Annotated in this window: 22 protein-coding genes; 12 read left to right on the plus strand and 10 right to left on the minus strand. The window is 66.4% G+C overall.

Going from position 1 to position 24,200, the window contains the following annotated elements:
- The first annotated feature begins 14 nt into the window (after positions 1 to 14).
- The gene (locus AC1DIO_RS29165) at positions 15 to 284 is read left to right on the plus strand and encodes a hypothetical protein (RefSeq protein ID WP_441493575.1); all 270 of its coding nucleotides are present in this window, start codon (positions 15 to 17) and stop codon (positions 282 to 284) included.
- Between the two features lie 322 nt (positions 285 to 606).
- A complete protein-coding gene (locus AC1DIO_RS29170) occupies positions 607 to 1,530 on the plus strand; it encodes a cell wall hydrolase (RefSeq protein WP_476854461.1) in 924 nt (307 codons plus the stop codon).
- 145 nt (positions 1,531 to 1,675) lie between these two features.
- On the opposite strand, the gene accD is transcribed toward AC1DIO_RS29170, so the two are convergent.
- Positions 1,676 to 2,557, minus strand: a complete 882-nt coding sequence (accD, locus tag AC1DIO_RS29175) for an acetyl-CoA carboxylase, carboxyltransferase subunit beta (RefSeq protein WP_441508671.1) — start codon at positions 2,555 to 2,557, stop codon at positions 1,676 to 1,678.
- A gap of 275 nt (positions 2,558 to 2,832) precedes the next feature.
- On the opposite strand from accD, the gene AC1DIO_RS29180 reads away from it, so the two are divergent.
- The 3 genes from AC1DIO_RS29180 to AC1DIO_RS29190 all read left to right on the plus strand — a co-directional run bounded on the left by AC1DIO_RS29180 (position 2,833) and on the right by AC1DIO_RS29190 (position 4,665).
- On the plus strand, positions 2,833 to 3,330 hold the full coding sequence (locus AC1DIO_RS29180) for a c-type cytochrome (RefSeq protein WP_441508670.1): 498 nt from the start codon (positions 2,833 to 2,835) through the stop codon (positions 3,328 to 3,330).
- A gap of 55 nt (positions 3,331 to 3,385) precedes the next feature.
- Entirely contained in the window at positions 3,386 to 3,883 is a 498-nt protein-coding gene (locus AC1DIO_RS29185; protein ID WP_476854462.1) for a hypothetical protein, read from the plus strand.
- A 425-nt stretch (positions 3,884 to 4,308) separates the two neighbouring features.
- Positions 4,309 to 4,665 (plus strand): hypothetical protein, encoded by a 357-nt coding sequence (locus tag AC1DIO_RS29190; protein ID WP_476854463.1) that lies wholly within the window; start codon positions 4,309 to 4,311, stop codon positions 4,663 to 4,665.
- Positions 4,666 to 5,087: 422 nt separating this feature from the next.
- Here AC1DIO_RS29190 and AC1DIO_RS29195 read toward each other — a convergent pair whose 3' ends face one another.
- Positions 5,088 to 5,909 (minus strand): ATP-grasp domain-containing protein, encoded by an 822-nt coding sequence (locus AC1DIO_RS29195; protein WP_476854464.1) that lies wholly within the window; start codon positions 5,907 to 5,909, stop codon positions 5,088 to 5,090.
- A gap of 356 nt (positions 5,910 to 6,265) precedes the next feature.
- Between AC1DIO_RS29195 and AC1DIO_RS29200 the strand changes: the two genes are divergently transcribed.
- On the plus strand, positions 6,266 to 7,681 hold the full coding sequence (locus tag AC1DIO_RS29200; RefSeq protein WP_476854465.1) for a cytochrome P450: 1,416 nt from the start codon (positions 6,266 to 6,268) through the stop codon (positions 7,679 to 7,681).
- A gap of 214 nt (positions 7,682 to 7,895) precedes the next feature.
- The gene (locus AC1DIO_RS29205; protein ID WP_476854466.1) at positions 7,896 to 11,894 is read left to right on the plus strand and encodes a Pls/PosA family non-ribosomal peptide synthetase; all 3,999 of its coding nucleotides are present in this window, start codon (positions 7,896 to 7,898) and stop codon (positions 11,892 to 11,894) included.
- A 198-nt stretch (positions 11,895 to 12,092) separates the two neighbouring features.
- On the opposite strand, the gene AC1DIO_RS29210 is transcribed toward AC1DIO_RS29205, so the two are convergent.
- The 7 genes from AC1DIO_RS29210 to AC1DIO_RS29240 are packed head-to-tail and all read right to left on the minus strand — an operon-like array spanning position 12,093 to position 18,230.
- On the minus strand, positions 12,093 to 12,746 hold the full coding sequence (locus AC1DIO_RS29210; protein ID WP_476854467.1) for an RraA family protein: 654 nt from the start codon (positions 12,744 to 12,746) through the stop codon (positions 12,093 to 12,095).
- 37 nt (positions 12,747 to 12,783) lie between these two features.
- Positions 12,784 to 13,806 (minus strand): C-terminal binding protein, encoded by a 1,023-nt coding sequence (locus AC1DIO_RS29215; protein WP_476854468.1) that lies wholly within the window; start codon positions 13,804 to 13,806, stop codon positions 12,784 to 12,786.
- A 25-nt stretch (positions 13,807 to 13,831) separates the two neighbouring features.
- Complete coding sequence (locus AC1DIO_RS29220) at positions 13,832 to 14,584, minus strand: amino acid ABC transporter ATP-binding protein (protein WP_441493585.1); 753 nt, start codon at positions 14,582 to 14,584, stop codon at positions 13,832 to 13,834.
- Between the two features lie 2 nt (positions 14,585 to 14,586).
- A complete protein-coding gene (locus tag AC1DIO_RS29225) occupies positions 14,587 to 15,384 on the minus strand; it encodes an ABC transporter permease subunit (RefSeq protein ID WP_476854469.1) in 798 nt (265 codons plus the stop codon).
- Positions 15,381 to 16,097 (minus strand): amino acid ABC transporter permease, encoded by a 717-nt coding sequence (locus tag AC1DIO_RS29230; protein WP_476854470.1) that lies wholly within the window; start codon positions 16,095 to 16,097, stop codon positions 15,381 to 15,383. The genes AC1DIO_RS29225 and AC1DIO_RS29230 overlap by 4 nt, the downstream gene beginning before the upstream one ends.
- Positions 16,094 to 17,293 (minus strand): alpha-hydroxy acid oxidase, encoded by a 1,200-nt coding sequence (locus AC1DIO_RS29235; protein ID WP_476854471.1) that lies wholly within the window; start codon positions 17,291 to 17,293, stop codon positions 16,094 to 16,096. The genes AC1DIO_RS29230 and AC1DIO_RS29235 overlap by 4 nt, the downstream gene beginning before the upstream one ends.
- Before the next feature lie 46 nt (positions 17,294 to 17,339).
- Complete coding sequence (locus AC1DIO_RS29240; protein WP_476854472.1) at positions 17,340 to 18,230, minus strand: transporter substrate-binding domain-containing protein; 891 nt, start codon at positions 18,228 to 18,230, stop codon at positions 17,340 to 17,342.
- A gap of 139 nt (positions 18,231 to 18,369) precedes the next feature.
- Here AC1DIO_RS29240 and AC1DIO_RS29245 point away from each other — a divergent pair, with 139 nt between their 5' ends.
- From AC1DIO_RS29245 to AC1DIO_RS29265, 5 genes are all read left to right on the plus strand, one after another.
- Positions 18,370 to 19,323, plus strand: a complete 954-nt coding sequence (locus AC1DIO_RS29245) for a LysR substrate-binding domain-containing protein (RefSeq protein WP_441508660.1) — start codon at positions 18,370 to 18,372, stop codon at positions 19,321 to 19,323.
- Entirely contained in the window at positions 19,320 to 20,243 is a 924-nt protein-coding gene (locus tag AC1DIO_RS29250) for a LysR family transcriptional regulator (RefSeq protein WP_476854473.1), read from the plus strand. Before AC1DIO_RS29245 ends, AC1DIO_RS29250 begins: the two co-directional genes overlap by 4 nt.
- A gap of 103 nt (positions 20,244 to 20,346) precedes the next feature.
- The gene (locus AC1DIO_RS29255) at positions 20,347 to 21,690 is read left to right on the plus strand and encodes an acyclic terpene utilization AtuA family protein (protein WP_476854474.1); all 1,344 of its coding nucleotides are present in this window, start codon (positions 20,347 to 20,349) and stop codon (positions 21,688 to 21,690) included.
- Between the two features lies 1 nt (position 21,691).
- Complete coding sequence (locus AC1DIO_RS29260) at positions 21,692 to 22,015, plus strand: DUF4387 domain-containing protein (RefSeq protein ID WP_441508657.1); 324 nt, start codon at positions 21,692 to 21,694, stop codon at positions 22,013 to 22,015.
- 634 nt (positions 22,016 to 22,649) lie between these two features.
- Complete coding sequence (locus AC1DIO_RS29265; protein WP_476854476.1) at positions 22,650 to 23,657, plus strand: DUF1254 domain-containing protein; 1,008 nt, start codon at positions 22,650 to 22,652, stop codon at positions 23,655 to 23,657.
- A gap of 353 nt (positions 23,658 to 24,010) precedes the next feature.
- On the opposite strand, the gene AC1DIO_RS29270 is transcribed toward AC1DIO_RS29265, so the two are convergent.
- A partial coding sequence (locus AC1DIO_RS29270; protein ID WP_476854475.1) for a hypothetical protein occupies positions 24,011 to 24,200 on the minus strand: 190 nt, incomplete at its 5' end.

Here is a 24,200-nt window from a genome sequence, read left to right on the forward strand (position 1 = left end):
GTACATTCGGCGACATGACCGACGACTTCCCTGACATTCTCCGTTCGCCGCTCTGCCAGACCGTCACTCGCGATGGCGTGACGGTGCAGGTCGAGATCTACCGTCTCGCGGACAGCGAGGGCTGGACGCTCGAGCTTGTCGATGAAGATGGAGGGTCGACCGTCTGGGAAGAGACGTTCGCCAGCGACGCTGCAGCCTTGGCTGAGTTCAATGAAGGGCTGGAGGAACTCGGACTCGCTGGTTTGATCGACCCGGAAGGGGACGAAGAAGCGACGGTGCACTAGGGTCGAAACTCCGGCACGGCGACCGGCTTTCGCGGGACGCTGCCTGGCCCCGGACGGTGAAGATGCGCGTCCGGGCGAGGTCCATGTTCCGGATCCATCGCGAGCGACACCAGTCCATTGGCACGGGCGAAGAGCCGCATGTTGCATGGCGCCGCCATGGCGGTCGTTGGACGGCCGCGCCGTGTTGACGGCCGAAGCGCGGTCGGGCACCTTCGCTCCGTTCATCTGGCGTTAACGTTCTGTTAACGTATTCAGGGTCCCTTCCAGGGATGACGGTCCGCCGCCTGCGGCAGCCCGGAGCCCGTAATCAGGAGGTTGCCGCATGAAGCGCGCCGTGATCGCTGCAAATGCTGTCCGTCCCGTCGGCAATGTTGGCCGTCCCATCGGCAAGAGCCGCTCCGGCCGCAAGGCGATCCCGCTTCTGATTTCACTGGCTGCACCGGCGCTGGGCGCCTGCAGCATGTCGCCTGTCGAGACCGCTTCGACGGTGGCACCGGCGACAAAGGATCCTCGTGAGGCGCGCAAGCGCGCGGTTACCCTGGCCAAGGCCGATCCGCGCGAGAAGGAATGCCTCGTCCGCGCGATGTATTTCGAATCGAACCGGTCGAGCGATGCGGGTCTGCTCAGCGTCGGCACGGTGGTGATGAACCGGGTGGAATCGCCGCGTTACCCTGAGACGATCTGCGGCGTCGTCGGCGCGCCGCGCCAGTTCGCCGCGGGCGTGCTGACCCGCCCGATGGCTGCACGCGACCTGCCGAGGGTCGAGGCCATCGCGGAAGACATCCTCAATGGAAAGCGCCACGAGCCTGTCGGAGCGGCCAAGCATTTCCACATGGCCGGCATGCGCTTTTCCTATCCCAACATGCATTACGTGACCTTGGCAGGCGGGAACGCCTTCTATGTGAAGGGCGAGCGGCCCGAGCGGCGCCGCATCGAGGAGCCGAACTATCAGCTGGCTGCGCTCAACTTGCCTGCGGCTCCCGCCACCACCTCCACCGTGCAGACCTCATTTGCCGCCGCGCCGCTGGCATTCGCCCCGGAGGCTCCCGCGCCGGCCGTTTCTGCGCCGGCAAGCCCGACCTTGACGCTCGTCAGCACGATGCGGCTGCCGCCCAGCCGGCCCTATGATCTCGACCTGCCCAAGAAGACCCTGCGCGCCCTCAACGCGCCGCCGGCGAGCGGCGTCCGCGTGGCTGCGCTGCCGCCCGAGACCCGCGGCCTTCGTGGCGGCCTGTCGCTGGACTGACCGCGAGCGGCCGCCTGCGTCTGGACGCAGGGCGATCGACCGCCAGTCTTGCATCCCCACAAGCTGGGGAGCGGTGTTGCCGCAGCCATGCGCGAAACGTGCGATCGAGGCCGACAACGTCTCGGCGACGGCCGCAAGGATCAGCTCATTCAGGACGGGGCCGCGGCGGTTCGCGGGTCAGCAGGCCGCAGAGCCTCGCGAGCGTCGCGCGCATGTCGGCTCGGGGCACGACGATATCGACCATGCCGTGCTCCTTGAGATATTCGGCCTTCTGGAAGCCCTCCGGCAGCTTTTGACGGATCGTCTGCTCGATGACGCGCGGTCCCGCGAAGCCGATGAGGGCACCGGGCTCCGCGATATGCACATCACCCAGCATGGCATAGGACGCCGTGATACCGCCCGTCGTCGGGTCCGTCAGCACGACGAGATACGGCAATTTCGCCTTCGCCAGACGCCGTCGGGCCACCGTCGTGCGCGGCATCTGCATCAATGCCAGCATCCCTTCCTGCATGCGCATCCCGCCGCCGCTCGCGAACAGGATCAAGGGCGTTCGATGCGAGATGGCGGCTTCTACAGCGGTGATGATGGCTTCGCCGGCTGCCATGCCAGGCGCGCCGCCCATGAAATGGAAGTCCTGGACCGCCACCGTGACGGGCATGCCCTCGAGCCTGCCGCGGACCACTTTGACCGCGTCCTGCAGCCCGGTCTTCGCTCTCGCCTCCTTGAGGCGGTCGATATAGCGCTTCGTGTCGCGGAAGCGCAGCGGATCGACCGGCCCTTCCGGCACGGGCACATCCTCCTGGGAGCCCGGATCGAGTGTGATCGCCAGGCGTTGCGCTGCGGTGATGCGCAAATGGTGACCCGAGCCCGGAATCACCCATAAATTGGCCTCGACATCCCGGTGGAAGACAAGCTGGCCGGTGACCGGGCACTTGATCCAGAGCTTTTCGGAGGTTTCCCTCCGCAAAAGAGTGCTGATCTTTGGCCGCACCACCGCGGTGATCCAATTCGTCGGTGATTCCCGCATGGGCGTTCGCAAGCTCCGTTGCGTCGGTCGGACATTAGATGCGCTCGAACGGAATGCCATGCAACCGGCCGGCGCTGCGGCCCTCGCGGCGATCTGGCGTCCGTTCTGAAGCCACGCCCGGCGTCCGGCGGCGATCGAAAGCCGGCTTGCGGCTGGGCGCAAGGCGGCAGGCGCTGTTCGATCCCGCTTCGTTCAGGTAGCATGGACCTGCCGCAGGAGAGTGGCCGCCCGGCGGCGAAGCACCGGCCGGTCGGCATCCCGCGCCGGAGGGTGCCATGCGATTCATCGCGGGTTTCGTCACGGCCTTCATCGTCCTGGCCATCGCCGGCCTCGCCCTGGTCTTCAGCGGCCTCGTCAATATCGCCGCCCGCGAGCCGCACAGCGCCCCGGTATTCGTCCTCCTGCAGACCGCCATGCGCCAGTCGGTCGCCCGCCAGGCGGCCAAGGTGCCGGCGCCGGCACCGTCCACGGACATTTCCCGGGGTTTCCGTCTCTACAACGAGACCTGCGTCTACTGTCATGGCGCCCCGGGGAAGGACCCGACCGATATCGGCAAGGGTCTCAATCCGGAGCCGCCCTTCCTGCCGGATACGATCCAGCACTGGAGCGCCGCCGAGATCCTCTGGATCGTCAAGAACGGGGTGCGGATGACCGGCATGCCGTCCTTCGCGGACACCCATAGCGATGACGACCTGCGGGCCGTCGTCGCCTTCGTGCAGAAGCTGCCGACCATGACCGAAGAGCAATATGCTGCCTATGAGAAGGCGCAGTGAGCGCCAGGCTCCATGGCGGCCGGCACCGGCTCGGGCCAATTCGAGGAGGACCATCATGCGAACCGCAACGCGCCTGCTGGCTGCGCTGTCACTGTCGACCCTGCTGATCGGCCCGGGCGCCTGGGCGGCCGGTTTCGAGTGCGGCGGACGGCCGACCGCCGATACGCCGGCCGGCGTCAGGGACATCACGGCGCTGCTGCCGGTCTCCGATCCGCTCGACCATCCCGCCTCGCTCAATGCCGCCGTCGACACATTGCGCAGCCAGGGCCTGAGCAAGACCCTGATCATCGACAATCTGATCGGCGCCTATTGCGCCCTGCTGGCCAAGGACACGGCGCTGGCCGACGCGCAGAAGACCGCCCGGCTGCGGAGTTTCAGCCTGCAGGCGACGCGGGCGGTCTACGCCATCGAGATCGCGGACCGCATCATTCTCGACGTGCCGCTGATGCCCGACGTCGTCGACGCGGTCAGCGCCAGGGCGCGGGCGGCGGGGCTGACCCCGCAGGACTGGATTGCGCAGGCGATAGCCAAGGCGTTGGCCGCGCAGCCGTGAACGGCCGGGCTGCCGGGGAGCGGGCGCAGGACGGGCGAACGATTGGCAGCCTGAGCTGAACGCCACGGTGTCGCGTCGCAGAAGCGTCTGCAACGGGGGTGGTCCGTTATCAGCATTTTCCAGAGACCGACTGAGGTCCGGCCCAACCAGACCCGGACGTTGCCTTGGCCGGTCGCCTGCGGCCGCTTGCGGTCGAGAGCCGAGGTCAGGCGGTCCGCTCAGGCAAGAGGTCCCGTCGGGCAAGAGGCCCTGTCAGGCAAGCGGTCCTGTCAGGCAACTCCAGTCGGGAATGCTCGCCTGCGGGCCTCCGGCCACGGTCGAATTCGCCGGCTTGGGGCTGGCTTCGGAGCTTGTGTGATCAAGCGCATGCAAGCGAGCGCGGGAAGGGGAGATGATCCGAGGGAACCCCCGGAAGGCTCGGTCCGATGTCCCTTCACACCGCGTTTGCCCCTCAATCCATTGCCCGGGACGTCAGGGTTTCGATCCTTGCACGCGTTCCAGTGCTGATCGCCGCAGGCGCCCTGATCGGAGCCATCATCCTCATGGCCTCGGCCATGCTGCGCCTCCTGCCGGATGGCTTCGCTGTCTCGCTCCATGGCCTGTCGGCGGCATTGCTGCTGGCCTGCGTGGCTCTGGCCTTCGAGCACGGCGCGAAGGATCCAGGTCGGATGATCCGCGATACATCAGCCTTCATCCGCAGGATGCGCCTGATCTGCCTGTCGGCAGCCTTCGCACTCGGCTTCCTGATCCCGGTGCTGATCAGCATAATTCCGCGGCCCTGACGGAAAAAGGCATCGCGTCTCCAAGGTGGGAGTTGATACAGCCAGCTAGAAGGTGCCAGGGAGTTCATCGGCTGTGCCTCCGGAAACGTCCGCGATTCGTTGAGAATTTCGGCTCGCGGTCGATAGAGCCGAACCATGTCCCCGTTGTAGAGGCTGACCGACCAGAACCCATCGACAGGAACGTTCGTCGCCTTCGGTTCCTAATTCGTAGTGCCATCAATTCTGGTCGGGGCCACGGTGGGCCATGGTTGAATCCGCTTATGCCGCGATCGGGACCCGTTCCTTGGCAAGGGCGAAGAGCGGCAAGCCCCCGGAGCGGCGAGACCGGCGCTCGCCGGCTCAAAAGCTCCGGACCGGCTGAAGGCTGGCATTCGAAGGCCTCCGAGGGAGGACGCCGCGGCCCCGGGGCCGTGCCCTGTCGATTATCGGCACGTCGCTCTGATGCGGTGATCGAGCGATCCCATGACCGTGTCGTAGAGCGCATTCCCGATGAGCGCATCTTCATGGCCGGCATCGACATTGGGGTTGTCATTGACCTCGAGCACGAGGGGCCGCTCTCCACACTCCTTGACGTCAACGCCATAAAAGCCGTCGCCGACCGTGTCGGCGGCAGCCAGCGCAGCTGCCAGCACGGATTTGGGCGTTTCGGAGATGGCGACGGCCTCGGTCAAGCCTTCCCGATAGTCCCGTGAGCCCGCGTTCTGCACAACCTGCCAATGGCCCGGCACCATGTGATACCGGCAGGCGAAGAGCGGCCGGCGATCGAGCACCCCGATGCGCCAATCGAAGCGGGTCGGGATGTACTCCTGAGCGACCAGGACGGGGGAGCGATCGAACCATTGCAGGCAGCGCACCCGAAATTCGGCCTCGCCTTCCACCTTGCAGACGCCTCTGGAAAACGAGCTGCCCGGGAGCTTGACGACACAGGGCAGGCCGAGCAGCGGGATCGCATCGCCGATGTTCCCGCGGTGCAGGAGCAACGTCTTCGGCGTCGGCACCCGGTGGCGTTCGAAGAGACGGACCTGGGACACCTTGTCGCCGCAGATCCGCATCGAGATCGGGTCATCGATCGAGGCCAGGCCGAGTTCGGCCGCACGCAGCGCGAACTGGTGGGTGTAATCGTCCAGGCGCGTGTGATCCCGGATAAAAACGCCGTCGAACTCAGCCAGCCGATCGAGGTCGGCTTCTGCGACGATCGTAACATCCAGATCCAGCTTGCGTGCGCTGGCGAGAAACTGATCCATTGCAGCGCGATTGGACGGGGCGAGCGTCCGGCCGGGGGTCCAGAGGACGGCAAGCGCAGGTCGAGCCTTCCGCGCCGGGAGCGCGCGTGACGCTGCAGGGTCGCCTTGTGGAGCTGTCATCCTGCGCGACCCGGCGAGCTCCGCGTGCCCGATGAAGACCGGGCGTAGCTGCTGAACGTAACGATTCCCTGAATGCGAGGGATGGGTTCAGCCCTTGTCCGGGGTGTTGCCTCGCCGGGCGCCCCCTTCGATCGGAGGGGATCGCCTTTTCAGCAGCCCTCAGCACCTGCCTTTGAAACGACACCCGCACAGGCCACGCTCGCCCGGCGGTTCTTCGTTTCAGAAGGCGCCATCGCATGGTTCTGTCAGAGGTTCCCGCCGAGCCGTCCAAGAGGCGGACGCCCCCGGCGCCGATTCCGGGCGATCGCCAGCTCGGCCGTCTGGAGCTGCTGCTGCGCCTGCGCCGCAACCCGCTGACGATCTGGCGCCAGCAGCATTTCCAGGACCCGATCGTCGCCGGCAAGAGTGTGCTCGGCTATGGCGTCGTCATCTCCGACCCTGCTGCGATCCGGCACGTGCTCGTCGAGAACAACGCGAATTATCCGAAGGACGCGCTTCAGAAGACCATTCTCGCGCCCGGCCTGGGGCAGGGGCTGTTGACGGTCGAGGGCGACGCCTGGAAGCGGGCCCGCCGCACGCTTGCCCCGCTGTTCACGCCGAGGCGGGTCGAAGCGCTTGCCGCCAGGATGCTGCCCCCGATCGCCAGCCAGGTGGCGCGGATGGCGCAGCGGCGCGCCGGCAGGATCGTCGACATCGGCGAGGACATGACGCGGCTGACCTATGACGTGCTGGCCGAGACGTTGTTCTCGAACGCGATCGCGGGCGGCGCCGTGGCCTTCGGGCAGGCATTGACCCGCTATTTCGCGACGCAGGGGCGCATCGATCCGCTCGATATCCTGGGCGCACCGGCCTGGATCCCGCGGATCGGCCGCATTCGCGCGCGGTCCGCCATCGATTTCTTCGAGCGGCAGATCGAGGCGATCGTGACCGACCGGCAAACGCTGCGCCTGTCTCAACCGCCAAGCGCCGATCCGCATGCCCGCGATCTGCTGGATGCCCTGCTCGATGCGCGTGATCCCGAAACCGGCACGGGCCTCACTGACGCAGAGGTCGGCGCGAATATCGTGACCTTCATCGGCGCCGGCCACGAGACGACGGCCAACGCCCTGACATGGTCGCTCTACCTCGTCGCGATGGCCGACGATGTCAGGGAGCGCCTCGAGGCCGAGGCCGATGCGGTGGCGGCCGACCCTGTCGCCGCAGTGCTCGCTGGCGATCGCCTGACCATGACGCGCGCGGTGATCGAGGAGGCGATGCGGCTCTACCCGCCCGTGCCCTCGCTGTCGCGCGTCGCGATCGCCGAGGATCAGGTCGGGGGCGTCGCGATCCCCAAGGGCGCGCTCGTGATCATCTCGCCCTATGTGCTGCATCGGCATCGCTCCCTCTGGACCGCGCCGACGCAGTTCTGGCCGGAGCGCTTCTTGCCTGGAGCGCGCGAGACGATCGATCGTTATGCCTATTTGCCCTTCGGCGCCGGACCGCGGATCTGCATCGGCCAGCATTTCGCGATGATCGAGGCCGTGCTGAGCCTGACCCAGCTGATCGGCGCCTTCCGGTTCGAATATGCCGGAAGCGATCCGCCGGTCCCGCAGCAGCGGATCACGCTGCGGCCGCAGGGCGGCATGCCGATGAAGCTCCGGGCGCGTCGTTAGAGTGCTGTTCGCAAGCGTTGCGATCGATCGCCCCGGCAAGGGGGGCTCTCCTCACGAGCTTGAAGAGCCTGCCTCGCGCTGACCCAGCGTTCGTGGGCACGGCGGGAACAACGCTTCGCAATGTCCTAACGCAATCTACATCTCTCATCGCTAGCAAATCCCGGTCTCGCACAGGCGGCTCAGCCTTGCGGCGTCTGGCTGGGGGAAGCGGATCATGCATGCCATCGTCGGGCGCGGTGCCGGAAAGCTCGTGGGCGCCGTGGAGCCGTCGCTCCTGCGCGACGAACTGCTCGGCGAGATCTTCGAGGCATCCGTCCGGCGGACCCCCGAACACATAGCCATCATCTTCGCAGCCGAGCGCATCACCTATGCCGAGCTCGACGCCCGGGCCGACAAGGTGGCGCGCGCGCTGCGGGCGCGCGGCGTCGGGGCAGGGGCCTTTGTCGGCCTGTGGATGGCCCGCTCGCTCGACCTGCATGTCGCGCTGCTCGGCATCCTCAAGGCCGGTGCGGCCTATATCCCCTTCGACGCCGACGCCCCGCCCGAGCGCATCGGTGAATGCCTCGCCGATTGCGAGGCGCGGGTCATCGTCGTGGACGACGCCACAAGCGGCAAGCTCGACCGGGAGCTGCCCGCCGAGGCCGTGCGCTGCCGCGACCTGGTCGCCGCCGGCACGGACGCCCCGCCGGTCGATCCGCGCGCTGAGGGCGTGACGCCGGCGAGCCCGGCCTATGCGATCTACACCTCGGGCTCGACCGGCAAGCCCAAGGGCATCGTCATCGCGCACAGCAACATCTGCCACTATCTGCGCTCGTCGAACCACGTCTATGGCATGGCGGCGGACGACGTCTCCTTCCAAGGCGCCTCCGTCGCCTTCGATCTCTCGCTGGAGGAGATCTTCGTCCCCTATCTCGTCGGTGCGACGCTCTGGGTCGCCTCGGCGCAGGTGCTGGGCGAGGTCGAGCGCCTGCCGGCCTTGATGACCGAGGCCGGCATCACCGTGCTCGACACCGTGCCGACGCTGCTCGCGATGATGCCGCAGGACATCCCCAGCCTGCGCATCATCATCCTCGGCGGCGAGGCCTGCCCGCCCGCCGTTCGCCAGCGCTGGTGCCGCCCGGGCCGCAAGGTCTTCAACTCCTACGGTCCGACCGAGGCCACCGTCGTCGCCACCGTCGACGAGGTCACGCCGGACGAGGCGGTGACGATCGGCCTGCCGATCCCGAACTACACCTGCTATGTCGTCGACGAGCAGATGGCGATCGTCGGCCCCGGCACCGAGGGCGAGCTCCTGATCGGCGGCCCCGGCGTCGCCGCCGGCTATCTCGGCCGTCCCGAGCTCACCGCCGAGAAGTTCATCGCCAATCCCTTCGGCGGCGACGGCACCGACCCGGTGCTCTACCGCTCGGGCGATGCGGTCAGCATTACGGAGAAGGGCAAGATCCTCTTCCACGGCCGCATCGACGACCAGGTCAAGCTGCGCGGCTTCCGGCTCGAACTCGGCGAGATCGAGGCCAGGCTCTGCGACCTGCCCGGCATCGCGCAGGCGACCGTGGTGCTGCGCCGCGACGACGACATCGACCGGCTCGTCGCCTTCGTGGTGACGGACACGGCGACCGCCTTCGACCGTGCAGCGGTGCGCGCCGCCCTGAAGGAGACCCTGCCGCCCTATATGCTGCCCTCGCATTTCGAGGAGATGGCGAGCCTGCCGCGCCTGACCTCGGGCAAGGCCGACCGCAAGGCGCTGAAGGCGGCGCCGCTGACGATGGCGGCGTCTGCCGAGGAGCAGGAGGAGCCCCGCAGCGCGACCGAATCCGCGCTGCTCGACGCCGCCCGTCCGCTCTTCCCGGGCCAGACGATCGGGTTCGAGGCGGACTTCTTCGCCGATCTCGGCGGCCATTCGCTGCTGGCCGCCACCTTCCTTGCCGGCGTGCGCGCCAATCCCGCTTTGCCGAGCATCACGCTGGAGGACGTCTACAGCCTGCGCACCCTGCGCGCGATCGCCGCCCGGCTCGACGAGCGCAGGCAGGCCAATATCGGCCGGCCGCCGGCGCGCGATCTCACCTTCACGCCGCCGCCGCTGCGGCGCCGGCTGTTCTGCGGGCTGGCGCAGCTTGCCTGCATGCCGGTGCTGCTGCTGGCGCTGACCGGCCCCTGGCTGACGATCTATGTCATCTACGAGCTGATCACGGTCGACGGGCGCGTCGAGCTGCGCGAGATCCTGATGATGATGGGCATCTATGCGCTCGTCACGCTCTCGGTGATGATCGCCGGCATCCTCGGCAAGCGCCTGGTGCTCTGGCGCACGACGCCCGGCTGCTATCCGCTCTGGGGCGTCTATTTCTTCCGCTGGTGGCTCGCCCGCCAGTTCACCGGGATGGTCCATCTCAACCTGATGCAGGGCACGCCGCTGGCCAGGGTCGCCATGCGTCTGCTTGGCGCCCGGGTCGGCAAGGGCGTCTTCGTCAGCGGCTTCGAGGCCGGCGCGATCGACCTCGTCGAGATCGGGGACGACGTCACGCTCGGCGGCAAGCTCAGCCTCGCCAATGCCGAGGTGATCGGCAACGAGCTGGTGATCGGCACGATCACGATCGGCAAGGACGCCTATATCGGCACCTCCTGCGCCATCGGCCATGACGCGGTGATCGGGGAGGGCGCCGAGCTCGCCGATCTGACCGCGCTCGCCGCAGGCAGCCGCGTCGGCGCCTTCGAGCACTGGGACGGTTCGCCCGGCCATCGCACCGGCCAGGTCGATCCCGCGTCCTGGCCCCAGCACGCGCAGCAGCCCTCCGTGCCGGTCAGGGCGCTGCAGAGCGTCTTCTTCGGCGCCATGCTTCTGGTGATGCCGGCGCTGGCGCTGCTGCCGATCTTCCCGGCCTTCTTCATTCTCGACCGTTTCGACGGGCCGCTGCAGGAGCTGGTCGGCATCGACTATCGCTGGGTCCTGCCGGTCCTCGCCTGGCCGACCGCGATGGTGCTGATGTTCGCCACCGTCCTGCTCGTCACCGCGATCCGCTGGCTCGTGATGCCGCGCTCGGTCGAGGGCACGCATGCCATCGCCTCCGGCTACGGCCTGCGCAAATGGACCGTGGGCCTGGCCTCGGATGTGATGCTCCAGAGCCTGTCCTCGCTGTTCTCCACGGTCTACATGCGGCTCTGGTACCGCATGATGGGCGCCAAGATCGGCAAGGACACCGAGATCGCCACCAATTTCGGCGGCCGCTTCGACATGATCGAGATCGGCGCGCATTGCTTCGTCGCCGACGAGGTCGTGCTCGGCGACGAGGATGTCCGCCGCGGCTGGATGACCGCAAAGTCCGTGCGCACCGGCGACCGGGTCTTCATCGGCAATGACGCCGTGGTCCCGCCCGGCGCCTTCCTGCCGACGGGCTCGCTGCTCGGCATCAAGTCGAAGCCGCCCGCCGACGTGGCGATGCAGCCCGGCGAGACGCGCTTCGGCAGCCCGCCGATCCTGCTGCCCTCGCGCCAGCGCTTCGACGATGCCGACATCGCCAAGACCTTCCGGCCTCCGGTCTGGCGCCGCATCCTGCGCGCTGTCCTCGAGCTGTTCAGCGCCTCGATGCCGACGATGATGTTCATCACGCTCGGCACGATCACGGCGGAGCTCTTCCTCTTCCCCGCCCTCGAAAGCGCCGAAGGCTGGAGCGAGTTCGCCCCGGTCTTCATCGCCTGCGCGGTAGGCACCTCGATTGCGCTGGCGAGCGCGGTGCTGCTGATGAAATGGCTGGTGATGGGCGTCTACCGGCCCGGCAATCGCGGCCTCTGGTCCTGGTGGGCGCTGCGCACCGAGGCGATGACGACGCTCTACTGGGGCACCGCCGGCGCGATCCTGCTCAATGCGCTGCGCGGCACGCCGATGCTGCCCTGGGTGCTGCGCCTCTTCGGCGTGAAGCTCGGCCAGGGCGTCTATCTCGACTCGACCGACATCACCGAGTTCGACTGCGTCAGCATCGGCGACTATGCCGCGATCAACGCGACCGCCAACCTCCAGACCCATCTCTTCGAGGACCGGGTGATGAAGGTCGGCCGCATCGAGATCGGCCGCGGCTGCGTGCTTGGCGGGCTGACCACCGTCCTCTACGACACCAATGTCGCCGACCACGCCCGGCTCGGCCTGCTCACAATCGTCATGAAGGGCGAGACGATCCCAGCGCAAACCGAATGGGCCGGCGCGCCTGCCGCACCGGCCTGAGGCGGCCTCGTCCAGCGGAGCGCCCAAGCCTTCGGGCGATGGGCGCGCTCATGCACGGGACCGATCGGGTGGATTGCTGACGTTCGCGCCAACTCCAGAGGTTCAAGCCTCGCCCGAAACCCGAATTTCGCTATCGGGCCATGGGGACCTTCAGCGCAGAACGATTGCCGCCGCCCTCAACCAATCGTCGTTCCGCTGCTATTTTGCGGCCGGTATAGAGAACATTTCAGGTATTGTTCCGCCGGAACGGATCGTCTTGATCCAGTCCACTTCCTTGAGCAGATGCGCCTGCGCGGCGGCCAGGACCTCCGCAGCGCGTTCCAACGGTACGACAACAACGCCGTCGTCATTGCCGAGGACGATATCGCCCGATCGAACCGGCACGCCCGCGACCGCGACGGTGCCGTCGATCGTTCCGCCAAATCCGTGATGCGGTCCCCTCGGCACGATGGCGCGGCAGAACATGGCGAAGCCGGCCTTGCGCAGATCGGAGACGTCCCGCACCGCCCCGTCGATGACCGCCCCGCCGATCCGCCGCTGAACGGCCTCTTCCGTCATGACCCCGCCCCAGACGGCCGTGTCTTCGACGCCGCCGGCATCGACGACGATGATCTCCCCCGGTCTGGCCGCCGCGATCAGCGAGCAGATCGGCCCGCAATCGCCGACCATCGTCGTTACGGTGCGGGCCTGGCCGCAGAGGATCGTGTCGGCAGCGATTGGCTTGATCGCCGCCTTCATCACCTGCGTGCGGTTCATGCAGTCGGAGGCTACGGCCGGCGGGATTGCCCGCCAGGCCTGGAGTTCTTCGGCGCTGAGCGCCCTGAAGTCGGTTTCGCTCTGCTGAAAGGCCATTGTCTTGTTCCCGTGTGCGAGAGGTGTTTGCCGGCCGTCAGTTCGCCTTGGCGTCCCAACCGGGATTGACGTTGTTCCGCAGCCGTCCCCCGAACAGGAATTCGAGCAGGATCGCGGCGGAGAAGGTGCGCATGTCGAGATAGCCGGCCTCCGAGTAGAAGGCGGCGTGCGGCGTCACGACGAGGCGCCCGGCGAGCCAGGAGGCGTTGCTGCGCCAGGCCTCGATCAGCGCCGGCGTCGGCACCGGCGGTTCCTTGGGCAGGACGTCGAGGCCGGCGGCGGCGATGTGGCCGCTCTTGAGCGCGTCGTGGAGGGCAACGACATCGACGAGCCCGCCGCGGGCGATGTTGATGAAGATGCTGCCCGGTTTCATCGCGGCGAACTGGGCTGCCCCCATAAGATTGCGCGTGTCGTCGGAGAGCGGCACGTGCAGGCTGACGACGTCGGCGCGGCGCAGAAGTTCCTCCTGCGTGCGGACGCGCTCGATGCCCAGGCCGAGATCATGCCCCTCCGGCTGGAAGGGATCGACATAGATGACCTTCATGTCGAAGGCTGCGGCGCGGCGGGCGACCGCCGTGCCGATGCGCCCCATGCCGATCGCGCCGAAGGTCGATCCGCGGATACGGCGCACCACCGGCACGTCCTCGGCGACGAAGCCGGCGACCGGATCGGCCTTCAGCCGCGCCTCATAGCTGCCGAGCCCCCGCACGAGATGCAGCAGCATCGCCAGCGCATGGTCGGCCACCTCGGTGGTGCCGTAGTTCGGAACGTTCGAGAGCGGGATGCCGCGCGCGCGGCAGGCGGCGCCGTCGACATTGTCGAAGCCGACACCTACCCGCACGATCAGCCTGCAGCGATCGAGCTTGGCGACCACGTCGGCCGTGATCTTCATGCGGTGCCAGACCAGCACCGCGTCACAACTGCGCCAGATTTCGTCCGGAATCGCGTCCGGATCTGTCTCGTCGAAAACGATGTAGTCCAGCCTGTCGCCCGAGACGCCGCGCTCGACGTCGAGATCGCGCAGATGCGCGTCGGGAACCAATACCTTGAGGGCAGTCATCGCAATCAATCCTGGTCGCAGCGTTTCAGAGAACCTTGTCGAGAAAGTCTTTTAGGCGAGGGTCGGAGGGGGCCTTGAAGAGGGTCGCCGGCGGCGCGTGCTCGACGATGACGCCGCGATCGGTGAAGAACACCTCGTCGGCGACCTCCTGCGCGAAGCGCATCTCATGAGTCACCAGCACGCAGGTCATGCCCTCGCGCGCAAGATCGCGGATGACGCTCAGCACCTCGCTGACCATCTCGGGGTCGAGCGCGGCGGTGACCTCGTCGAAAAGGATGGCGCGGGGCTGCATGGCCAGCGCCCGCGCGATCGCGACACGCTGCTGCTGGCCGCCGGAAAGCTCACCGGGATAGGCGCCCTCCTTGCCGGTCAGCCGAACCTTGGCGAGCAGGGCGCGGGCGCGCTCCGTCACCTCCGCAGGTTTCTCGCCGAGCACCTGGATGGGCGCCATGGTGAGGTTCTGGAGTACCGTGCGATGGGGGAAGAGATTGTACTGCTGGAACACCATCGCAACCTGATGACGCAGCGGAATGAATGCGCGGTCGGTCCGGAGTTTCTCCACCTGGAAATCGCCGACGCGGATGCTGCCGCTGTTGATCGGCGTCAACCCGTTGATGCAGCGCAGGATCGTCGATTTGCCGGAGCCCGAGGGGCCGATGATGCAGACAACACGGCCATCGTTGACGGAGAGCGAGACGCCCTTGAGCACGGGAAAGGCGCCGAACGACTTGTGGACGTCGCGCAGTTCGATGAAGGTTTTCGGAATGGCGGTCGTCATGGTCACCTCGCTCGCACGCGCCGTTCGAGCCAGCGTGTCAGGATCGCGATCGGAAAGCTGAAGAGGAAGAAGAGCAGCAGCACGAAAATGTAGACGGCCGTGGCGATGTGATCGCCGTCGCTGCCGATGACCGTGCGCGCGACCGAAATCACGTCGGAGGTCCCGGTGACCACGACGAGGCTCGTGCCGATGAAGAGCATCGCATAGATCGTCATCAGGTTCGGCGTCATCAGCGGCAGCGCCTGAGGCACCACGATATGCCGCAGGATCTGCAGCCGGCGATAGCCGAGCGAACGCGCCGATTCCCACTGCCCGCTGGCGATGGCCTCGACGCCGCCGCGAAACACCTCGGCGATGTTCGCAGTCACCGGCAGGGCGAGCCCGACGATCGATTTCACCATCGGCGACAGGAAGACGGTGGCGCCGAAGACCGTGACCTCGAAGGGCAGCAGGTAGAGCATCGCGTAGAGCACGACCAGCCAGGGCGAGTTGCGCAGCACGTTCATCACGAATTCGGAGGGAATGCGGATGAGTTTGCCCTGGGAGATCAGTCCGATCCCGAGCACGGCGCCGACGGCTGCAGCGATCGCCATCGCCCAGAGGCTGATGAGGATGTTCGCTGCGAAGCCCCCGGTCGAGCCGCTGAAGTCGGCCGAGCCGGAGAGCAGCAGCGGCGTGCGCAGCCAGATCTTCGCGAGAATGGCCGGCGTTTCGGCGCCATACACGGCGAAGAGCAAGKCGGCGAGCACGGCCGGAACGCCGATGATGCCGAGCAGGAAGGCGCGCCATTCGCGGCTCATGACGCCTGGACTCCGTATCCGGGGATGCGGAAGACGTCGCCCAGCCGGCGCAGGATGACGACGGCGAGGCTCGCCAGGGCGACGTAGAGAATCCAGATCAGCAGCATGACCTCGAGATTCCTGAAGGTCTCGAGGGAGATCTGCGTCGCGCCGTACATGATGTCGGGAACCGCGACGAGCGCTGCCTGCGACGAGGTCTTGATCAGGCTGACGACGTTGTTCGTCATGGCCGGCATCGACAGCCTGAAGCCAATCGGCAGCTCGACATGTCGAAACGTCTGGAAGCGCGTATATCCGAGCGAACGCGCGCCTTCGACGGTCTGAGACGGCACGGCGAGCAGACCCGAGCGGATGATCTCGACCGCAATCGCGCCGTTGTAGAGACCCAGCGACAGCACCACGCAGGTGAAGCCCGAGAACAACGGCACGCTGCGGCCCGTCGCCGGGTCTGTCAGCTTCAGCCCGACTTCGGAGAGCATGAAATAGAGGAAGAAGAGCTGCACCAGCGGCGGCGTGTTGCGGAACAGCTCGACCAGAACGGTCGTCAGCGTCTCCAGTACCGGCAGGCGGAAATGCAGGCACAGCGCGCCCGCCACGCCGATCACCAGCATCAATGCGATGCCGAGCAGGCTCATCAGGATTGTCGTTCCCAGGCCGCGCAGCAGCCAGGTCTGGTAGAGGCCGTCGCTGAGCCAGCTGTAGTCGAGGCTCATGACAGAGGTCTCCGATCCCGCAGCAACTCGACCTCCGCCAGGCCACGCAGGTCATCGATGCCGAGTAGCGCCATGGCGATGTCGATCTCCTCTGCCAGCAAGGCGATGGCCTCGGCGGCGCCACGCTGGCCGCCGATGGCCGCCGCCATCAGCATCGGCCGTCCGACGAAGACGAAATCGGCGCCGAGCTTGAGCGCCTTCAGCACGTCGGCGCCACGCCGGATGCCGCCGTCATGCATGACGGTCAGCGTCAGGCCGCGCTCGGCGATACGCTCCAGGGCCGCCAGCGAACTGGCGGCGCAGTCGACTTGCCGACCGCCGTGATTGGAAACGATGATGCCGTCCACCCCGGCCTTCTCGGCCACGGCCGCATCGCCGGCCGCCATGATGCCCTTGATGACCAGCTTGCCCTTCCAGCGTCGGCGCACCGCTTCGATATGCGGCCAGGACAGCGCATCGCGCCGGCCGATATCGCGGACCAGGGTCGCGGAAAAGACCGGGGGCCCCTGTCCGGCATCCATGTTCTCGAAGCGGAATTTCAGCGCGGCCAAGCGGTCGCGCAAGAGAACGCGCCGGAGCCAGCCCGGGCGCGACAGGCCCTGCCAGGCGAGGCCCAGGCTCGGCTTCACCGGTGAATGGAAGCCGTGCCGCGCGGCGCGCTCGTGCTTGGGGTGCACGGCGGTGTCAGCGGTGATCACCAGAGTGTCGAAGCCGGCCGCCTCGACGCGGTCGATCAGCCTCGCGATGCGGTCCGCTTCGCCTGGAACATAGGCCTGGAACCAGCTCGTCGCGCCGGCCGCCCGGACCTCTTCCATCGGTGTCAATGAAGCGCCGCTGAGGATGAAGGGGATGTCGGCATCGGCGGCGGCCCGCGCGAGCGCAATGTCGCCATCCGGGGCGATCAGCCGGCTGAGCCCCATCGGCGCGATGCCGAAGGGCAGGGGCCTTTCGACACCGAACAGCGTTTTGGCGAGCGAGCGCCGCGAGACGTCGACGAGCACCTTGGGCAGGAAGGCGAGCTCGTCGAATGCACGAAGGTTGCGGGCGTGCGTCGCCTCGTCGTCGGAGGCGCCAGCGAGGTAGTGATAGAGCGCCGGCGGCAGCATGCGTCGCACGCCGGCATCCAGGCCGGCGAGGCCGGCGTTGCCATCGATGGCGCGGCGCCTGTTGCGAGGAGCGACCTTCAACGCATGCATGATGAGCCGAACCCCGCTCGCTCGCGCCTGACCCTCCGCGCTCGCGCTACTGCGCCTTCTTCGCATCGGCAGCGCGCTTCTGGACGTATTCGCTCTCGCCGAGATTGTACTTCTTCTCGCCCTCGACCATCAGCCCGCCGGCCTCGGCCTTGATGATGGCCGTGTCGACCGCCTTGAGGAATGCGGGCTCGTTCTTGCGCACGCCGCCGGCGATCGGGACGTATTCGAAGGTCTGCAGCGCGATCTTGTACTTGTCCTTCCAGCCGTCCTCCATGACCTTCATGTTCAGGTTCGGGCCGTCAAAGGCGATGGCGTCGCAGCGGCCGCCCTGGAAGGCGCTGAAGATTTCGGCGGTTCCGGTGAACAGCACCAGCTCGGCGCCCATCTTCTCGCTCAGGGTCCGGTTGTAGAGATTGCCCTGGCTGCCGCAGATCTTCTTGCCGCGAATGTCGTCCCAGCTCTTGTAGGTCGCTTCCTTCGGCGCCATCAGGACGATACCGGCCATGGAATAGTAGTGCTGCGTGAAGTCGATGACCTTGCCGCGATCCGCGGTGACGCCCAGCGTCGCGAAGATCACGTCGATGCGGCCGGCATTCAGGAACTCGATGCGGTTCGAGGCGACGACCGGGACGTATTCGATCGCAGTTTCCGAGCCCAGCAGGTCCTTGGCGACGGCCCGGGCGAGATCCACCTCGAAGCCGACATTCTGGGCCTTGGGGTCCAGATAGCCGAAGGGGATGTAGTCGTTGCGGATGCCGACGATGAGCTTGCCGCGCTGMTTGACGCGGTCGAGTTGGTCGGCTTGCGCGGCGCCGAGCGAGGCGGCGAGGCCGAGCCCGATGAGCGATGCGCCGGTGAGGTAGCGTGCGCTGCGAACCGTGCCGGCCGAGACGGACATCATGGCGCGCAGGCGCCGCTGGGCGTTTTCGATGAACATGATGATCCCCGTTGTCCGAACGCTTGCCGGAATGTCCCTCGGACATCCTCGTGCGTCCTTGAGGGGATGATCATCTTGCAGAATATAATTTTCCAATAGAAAATTATCGCTGCAGAATAACTGGAGCTTATGCTGTCACATGAACGTCCGCCAGATCGAGGCCTTTCGTGCCGTCATGACCACGGGCAGTGTGACGCGCGCCGGCGAGAGGATGAGCATCTCGCAGCCGGCAGTCAGCCAGCTCATCGCCCTGTTCGAACGCCATTGCGGCTTTCGCCTCTTCGAGCGGCAGGGCAGCAAGCTGGCCCCGACGCGAGAGGCCCAGGCGCTGTTTGCTGAAGTGGAACGGATGTTCGTAGGCGTCGGTCAGATTGCCCGGGTCGCGACGGCGTTGCGCGACCAGTCCTGGGGGGCGCTCAGCATCGCCGCCTTTCCCGCCATCGCCCGTCGCGTCGTGCCCGACATTCTTTGGGGCTTCTGCAAGGACAGGCCCGACACGCGTTTTCGCATCGAAAGCATGCGTTCCCGTAGCCTGATCGACGCCGTCGCCACCCAGCATGTCGATGTTGGCTTTAGCTTCCTGCCGAGCGATCGGCCGGAAGTCGAAAGCACGCATCTTCACCGGCTGCGCGGGCTCTGCATCCTGCCCGCCGGCCATCGCCTGGCCACGCGCCGATCCATCGAGGCTCACGACCTGACGGACGAGGACTTCATCTCGCTCGGGCCGCAGGACCATTCGCGTTTCGTCATCGACAGGATCTTCGAGGAGCGAAAGATCCAGCGGCGCCTGCGTATCGAGGTCGGCCAGTCGGAGACTGCCTTTTCCTTCGTCGCGGCCGGCGCCGGTGTGGCGGTGGTCGATCCGATCAGCGCCTACAACAACACCAACCCCGCCGTCATCATCCGGCCGTTCTCGCCTGCGGTCGAGTTCGACATCTGGCTCATTCGCCCAAAGGCGGCGCGATCCTTCAACCTCGTCGACAGCTTCGTCGCGCATGCCCTGGCCGAGCTGGAACGCTTCGCCGACCACGTCGCGGACGGACACGGCATGAGTGATGAAATGCCTGCACCTGCCGAGGCGCCGCGCGCATGAACATCCGCCAGATCGAGGCCTTCAAGGCGATCATGGAACTCGGCAGCTTCACTCGGGCGGGTGAGAGGCTCGGGCTGTCTCAGCCGGCCGTCAGCAAGCTCGTTCTGCTGCTCGAACGCAAATGCGGCTTCGGCCTGTTCCATCGTCAGAGGAACGGCGTCATCCCCACCGCCGAGGCGCAGATGCTGTATGCGGAGGTCGAACGGGTCTTCCTCGGCGTCGATTCGATCCAGGCGCGCGCCAGGGCGATCCAGCGGCTCGACTATGGCGAAATCCGGCTCGTGGCCTTTCCCTCGCTCGCCACCCGCATCCTTCCGCCGATCCTGGCCGAATTCCTGGAGGCGCGGCCTGGCCTGCGGATCGAGATGTCGAGTCGCAATTCCTGGCTGCTGGTCGAGCGCATCGCCACGCAAGCCGTCGACGTCGGCTTCGGCATGTTCGCGGCTGACAGGCCGGGCGTGCGGTTCGAGAAGCTTTGCACCATGCGCGCCGTCTGCGCACTGCCGCCGGGCCACAGGCTGGCCGGACTGGATGTGATCCATGCGACCGATCTCACCGGCGAACGCTTCGTCGGCATGGTCGAGGAGGATCGCGCGCAGTTGCAAGTCGACAAGGCCTTCGCCGAAACCGGAGCCCGGCCCAACGTCGTCCTGACGGCACAACTCACCGAGGCCTGCTGCTCATTCGTCGCGGCCGGCGTCGGCGTGTCGGTCGTCGATCCGTTGAGCACCGAAGGCTTTTCGAGCGGCCAACTGGTCGTTCGCCCTTTCCGGCCCGCCGTGGATTACGACATCTGGGTCGCCCTGCCGAGCTTCCGCGATGCGGCGCTCGGCACGCGCGCGCTCGTCGAGCATGTCAGGATCGGTTTGACCCGCAAGCTCGCCGCCATGGCGACTGCCATCGGGGAGCCTGCGACCTAGCATATCCTTTCGTTATGTCTGAGGCCGCAGAAGCGATTTGACCGCGGACCTCGTGCGACCGCCTCTATCATGGAAGGAACTTCTCCGCGAAAGAGAGGCAGGAATGCCGCCCATCACAGTCCTCACCCCCACCGGAACGCTAGGTTATGGCTTCGGCGAGGAAGCGCTCGCGCGCGGCATGTCGCTCAACCCAGCCGTGATCGCCGTCGATGCCGGGTCGACCGATCCGGGTCCGCATTATCTMGGCTCGGGCAAGCCCCTCGTCTCGGACGTCAGCATCAAGCGCGAGTTGACCGCCCTGATCCGTGCCGGGCGTGCGGCTGGCATACCGGTTATCGTCGGGAGCGTCGGCGGCGCGGGATCCGGCGTCCAGGTCGATCGCACGGCGGCTCTGGTCCGCGAGATCGCCAGCGAGAACGGGCTGCGGCTCAGGCTGGCCACCATCCGCTCGGATATCCCGATCGAGCGCGCGAAGCAGGCGGTGGCGGCGAACGAGGTGCTCGACTTCGAGGCCGGCTACCCCCTGACGCAGGGCGCGCTCGACGAAACGGTCACCCTGGTCGCGCAGATGGGGCATGAACCGATCTGTGAGGCGCTCGACGCAGGCGCCGACGTGATCATCGCCGGCCGCGCCTGCGACGACTCCGTCATCGCCGCCTATCCGATCTGGATGGGAGCCGATCCGGCCCTCGCCATCCACATGGGCAAGATTCTTGAATGCGGCGCATTCTCTGCCGAGCCATTCGCCATGGATGTGATGCTCGGCACCGTGGACGAGGACGGCTTCGTGCTGGAGCCCGGCAGCATCAGGCGGCGGGCTTCCGTCAAATCCGTCTCCGCACATTCGCTCTACGAGCGCGAGAACCCGTTCAGGCAAGGCGGCCCGGGGCATGAGATCGACCTCACCGGTTGCTCCTTCGAGCAGCTCGGCGACAGGCAGGTGCGCGTCACCGGTGCCAGGCTGACCGAGACCGAGGACTACTATGTCAAGCTGGAGGGCGCGCGACTCGCCGGCTATCGCTCGATCGCGATCGCCGGTATTCGCTGTCCGACCACGATCGCGGCGCTCGACGGCATCCTGGATCAGCTCGAAGAGCGGGCACGTGACTATTTCGCGCCCGATCCGATTTCGGTGCAGTTCCATGTCTATGGCCGCGACGGCGTGATGAAGGAGCTGGAGCGGGAGCATTCGCCAGCGCGGGAAATCGGCCTCGTGATCGAGGTCACCGCCGCTTCGCAGGAACTTGCGCATGCCGCCTGCCACCAGATCAGCGGAGCCATGCTGCACCATCACTATGAGGGCATCATCAACCCCTCCGGAAACCTCGCCTTCCCCTATTCCCCGTCCGACCTCGATGTCGGCCCCGTCTACGAGTTCAGCGCCTATCACCTGATGAAGGTGGCGTCGCCGACCGAGCTTTTCCCAGTCACGCTGGAGGATTTGTGACATGGCCGCCCGTCCGCTCCGCGAGATCGCCGACATCGTTCGCAGCAAGAATGCCGGTCCCTACCGCATCACCTTCGACATCCTGTGCAGGGAGAAGGCGAACTACGAGACCATCCGGAATTCCGGCGCGATAACGCCGGAGACGGTCGCGAAAGCTTACAGTCTTGACCCCTCGGACATCTCATCCTTCTTCGAGATCGACATGGCCAACGCCATCAAGATCACGATCAGGCGCCCGCGGGCCCAGGGTTCCGCGGGCGAGGGCGACATGTATGGCTGTCAGCAGCACGTTCCGTTGATGAACATGCTCGTCCCAATAGTTTAGATCACGCTGCGCTTGAAAACCGCGATCCACTTTTCGGGCCGATGCTTTCGTGGAACGGCCAGGCCTCCTGGCGATGGTCGCGCACATGCACAGGACCGATTCCGCCGTCTCCGCCATCTCGCTCTGGCCCGCCCTCGAAAGCCCGGGCCGTCATCCCCGGGCCAGGCGCCGCCCTTCCCGACGACGACGCCGGGACCGCTGCTCCCCTGCGGCGATAGAGGCGTCGCGCGCGGAGCCGGGATGGTCGCGGCAGAGCTCGACCAGCTTCACCCGGTCGCCGGCCTCGAGCGCTGCGATCATCGCCCCATGCTTGGCGCGAGCCCGGCGCGGGATGCGCGGGGGGCTGCCGTGTTCGAACGGGCGCCATGAACTTTCCGCGCCATCATCTGGATCGGCGCGACCAGATCGGCGTTGCCGCAGCTGGTGAAGAAGACCCGGTCGCGATTGGCGCGAAATGGCAAGACGGGCAGGCGGCCCATGCACGAAATGCCGCGGCGACAGTCCTGGCGGGGCGATCACGGGTTTCCCCCGCCCCCTGGGCTGGCGATAAGCCGAAGCACGGACGCGGACCCATTCGGTCATGCCCCGATGAGCACATGAATCAGAGACGCCAATGAGGTGCCGTTCCATGCGAATGACGTCGATCTACAGCCTGAGTTTCCTGGTTCTCGCGCCATGCGCGGCGTATGCGCAGACGGTTCCGGTCAATGTCGACAACTTCAAGCGCGCCGAGACCGATTTCTATATGGCAAAGACGGCCGCTGACGGCGGCTTCGGCAAATTCGCCCATAGCAGGACGCCGACACCGATCTACAAGCAGCCCGTGGTCCGGATGAACCGGGATACGCTCTACTCCCAAGCGCTCTTCGACCTCGACGCCGGCCCGGTGACCATCACCCTTCCCGAAGCCGGGAAGCGCTTCATCTCGATGCAGGTCATCAGCGAAGACCATTACACCCCGATGGTGGTCTACAAGCCCGGCCGCACGACGCTGACCAAGGACAAGGTCGGAACCCGCTATGTGTTCGTTGCGGTCCGTATCCTTGTCGACCCCAACGACGCCAAGGACCTCGCGCAGGTTCACGCGCTGCAGGATGCGCTGAAGGTCGAGCAGAAGTCGGCTGGCAAGTTCGAAGCCCCGAACTGGGACCTGGCTCAACAGAAGAAGATCCGTGACGCGCTCGAAGCGCTGTCGGCGGCATCCGGCAGCTTCACCAACGCTTTCGGCCCGAAGGGCAAGGTCGATCCGGTCAAGCACCTGATCGGCACGGCAGCCGGCTGGGGCGGCAACCCCGACAAGGACGCATCGTACCCCTCGTTCACCCCGGCCAAGAACGACGGCACAACGGTTTACAAGCTCAAGGTCAAGGATGTCCCTGTCGACTCGTTCTGGTCGATCAGCGTCTATAACGACAAGGGCTTCTTCCAGAAGAACGATTACGACGCCTATTCGGTCAACAGCATCACCGGCAAGAAGAGTGCCGATGGCGCGATCGACATCCAGTTCGGCGGCTGCGACGGAAAAATCGCGAATTGCCTGCCGATTACGCAGGGGTGGAATTACACGCTTCGGCTCTACCGTCCTCGGGCCGAGATCCTGAATGGCAAGTGGACGATGCCGGAGGCGCAGCCTGCATCGTAGACGGCATCAGCCCCGTTCGTCCGGCCGGCAAGCAGCGGTAACCTTCCACCCGCTCAAGCCGTTGGCCGCATGGTGAAACCGGGACGGCGGTCGTCCGCCGTTCCGGTCCTCCTCGGACGGAGACTGAAGCTTCGCAACCTCGGCGTCCTCGCTCCGGACCGGATGAACACCCTATCGAGAGCTCACATCGAGATCATCGGACCGGATATCGTATCCAGTCCGATGATCTAACCCTTTGTCTTTGCATCGGCTTTGCCCCGAAAGCCGCAATCCACTTTTCGGGGCGATGCTTTAGCCATCTGTGATTGCATCGGCTTTCCCGAAAACGGCAGTCCACCTTTCGGGCCGATGCCCTAGAACCKGACGTCGATCCTGCCCTTGAGGGCATGATCGYGGGCCTTGTCGCTGATCGCGGCGCTGTAGCTGACGCCGAGCGTGGTGGTCGCGGTTGCGCGCCAGGCGAGGCCGGCCTCGGCCACCAGGGCGTTGCGGGCAAGCRGGGCGGCGTAAGTCTGAAACGGCGTTGCTGCGCMGAGGAAGGCG

Source organism: Allobosea sp. 05T439, from assembly GCF_056396005.1.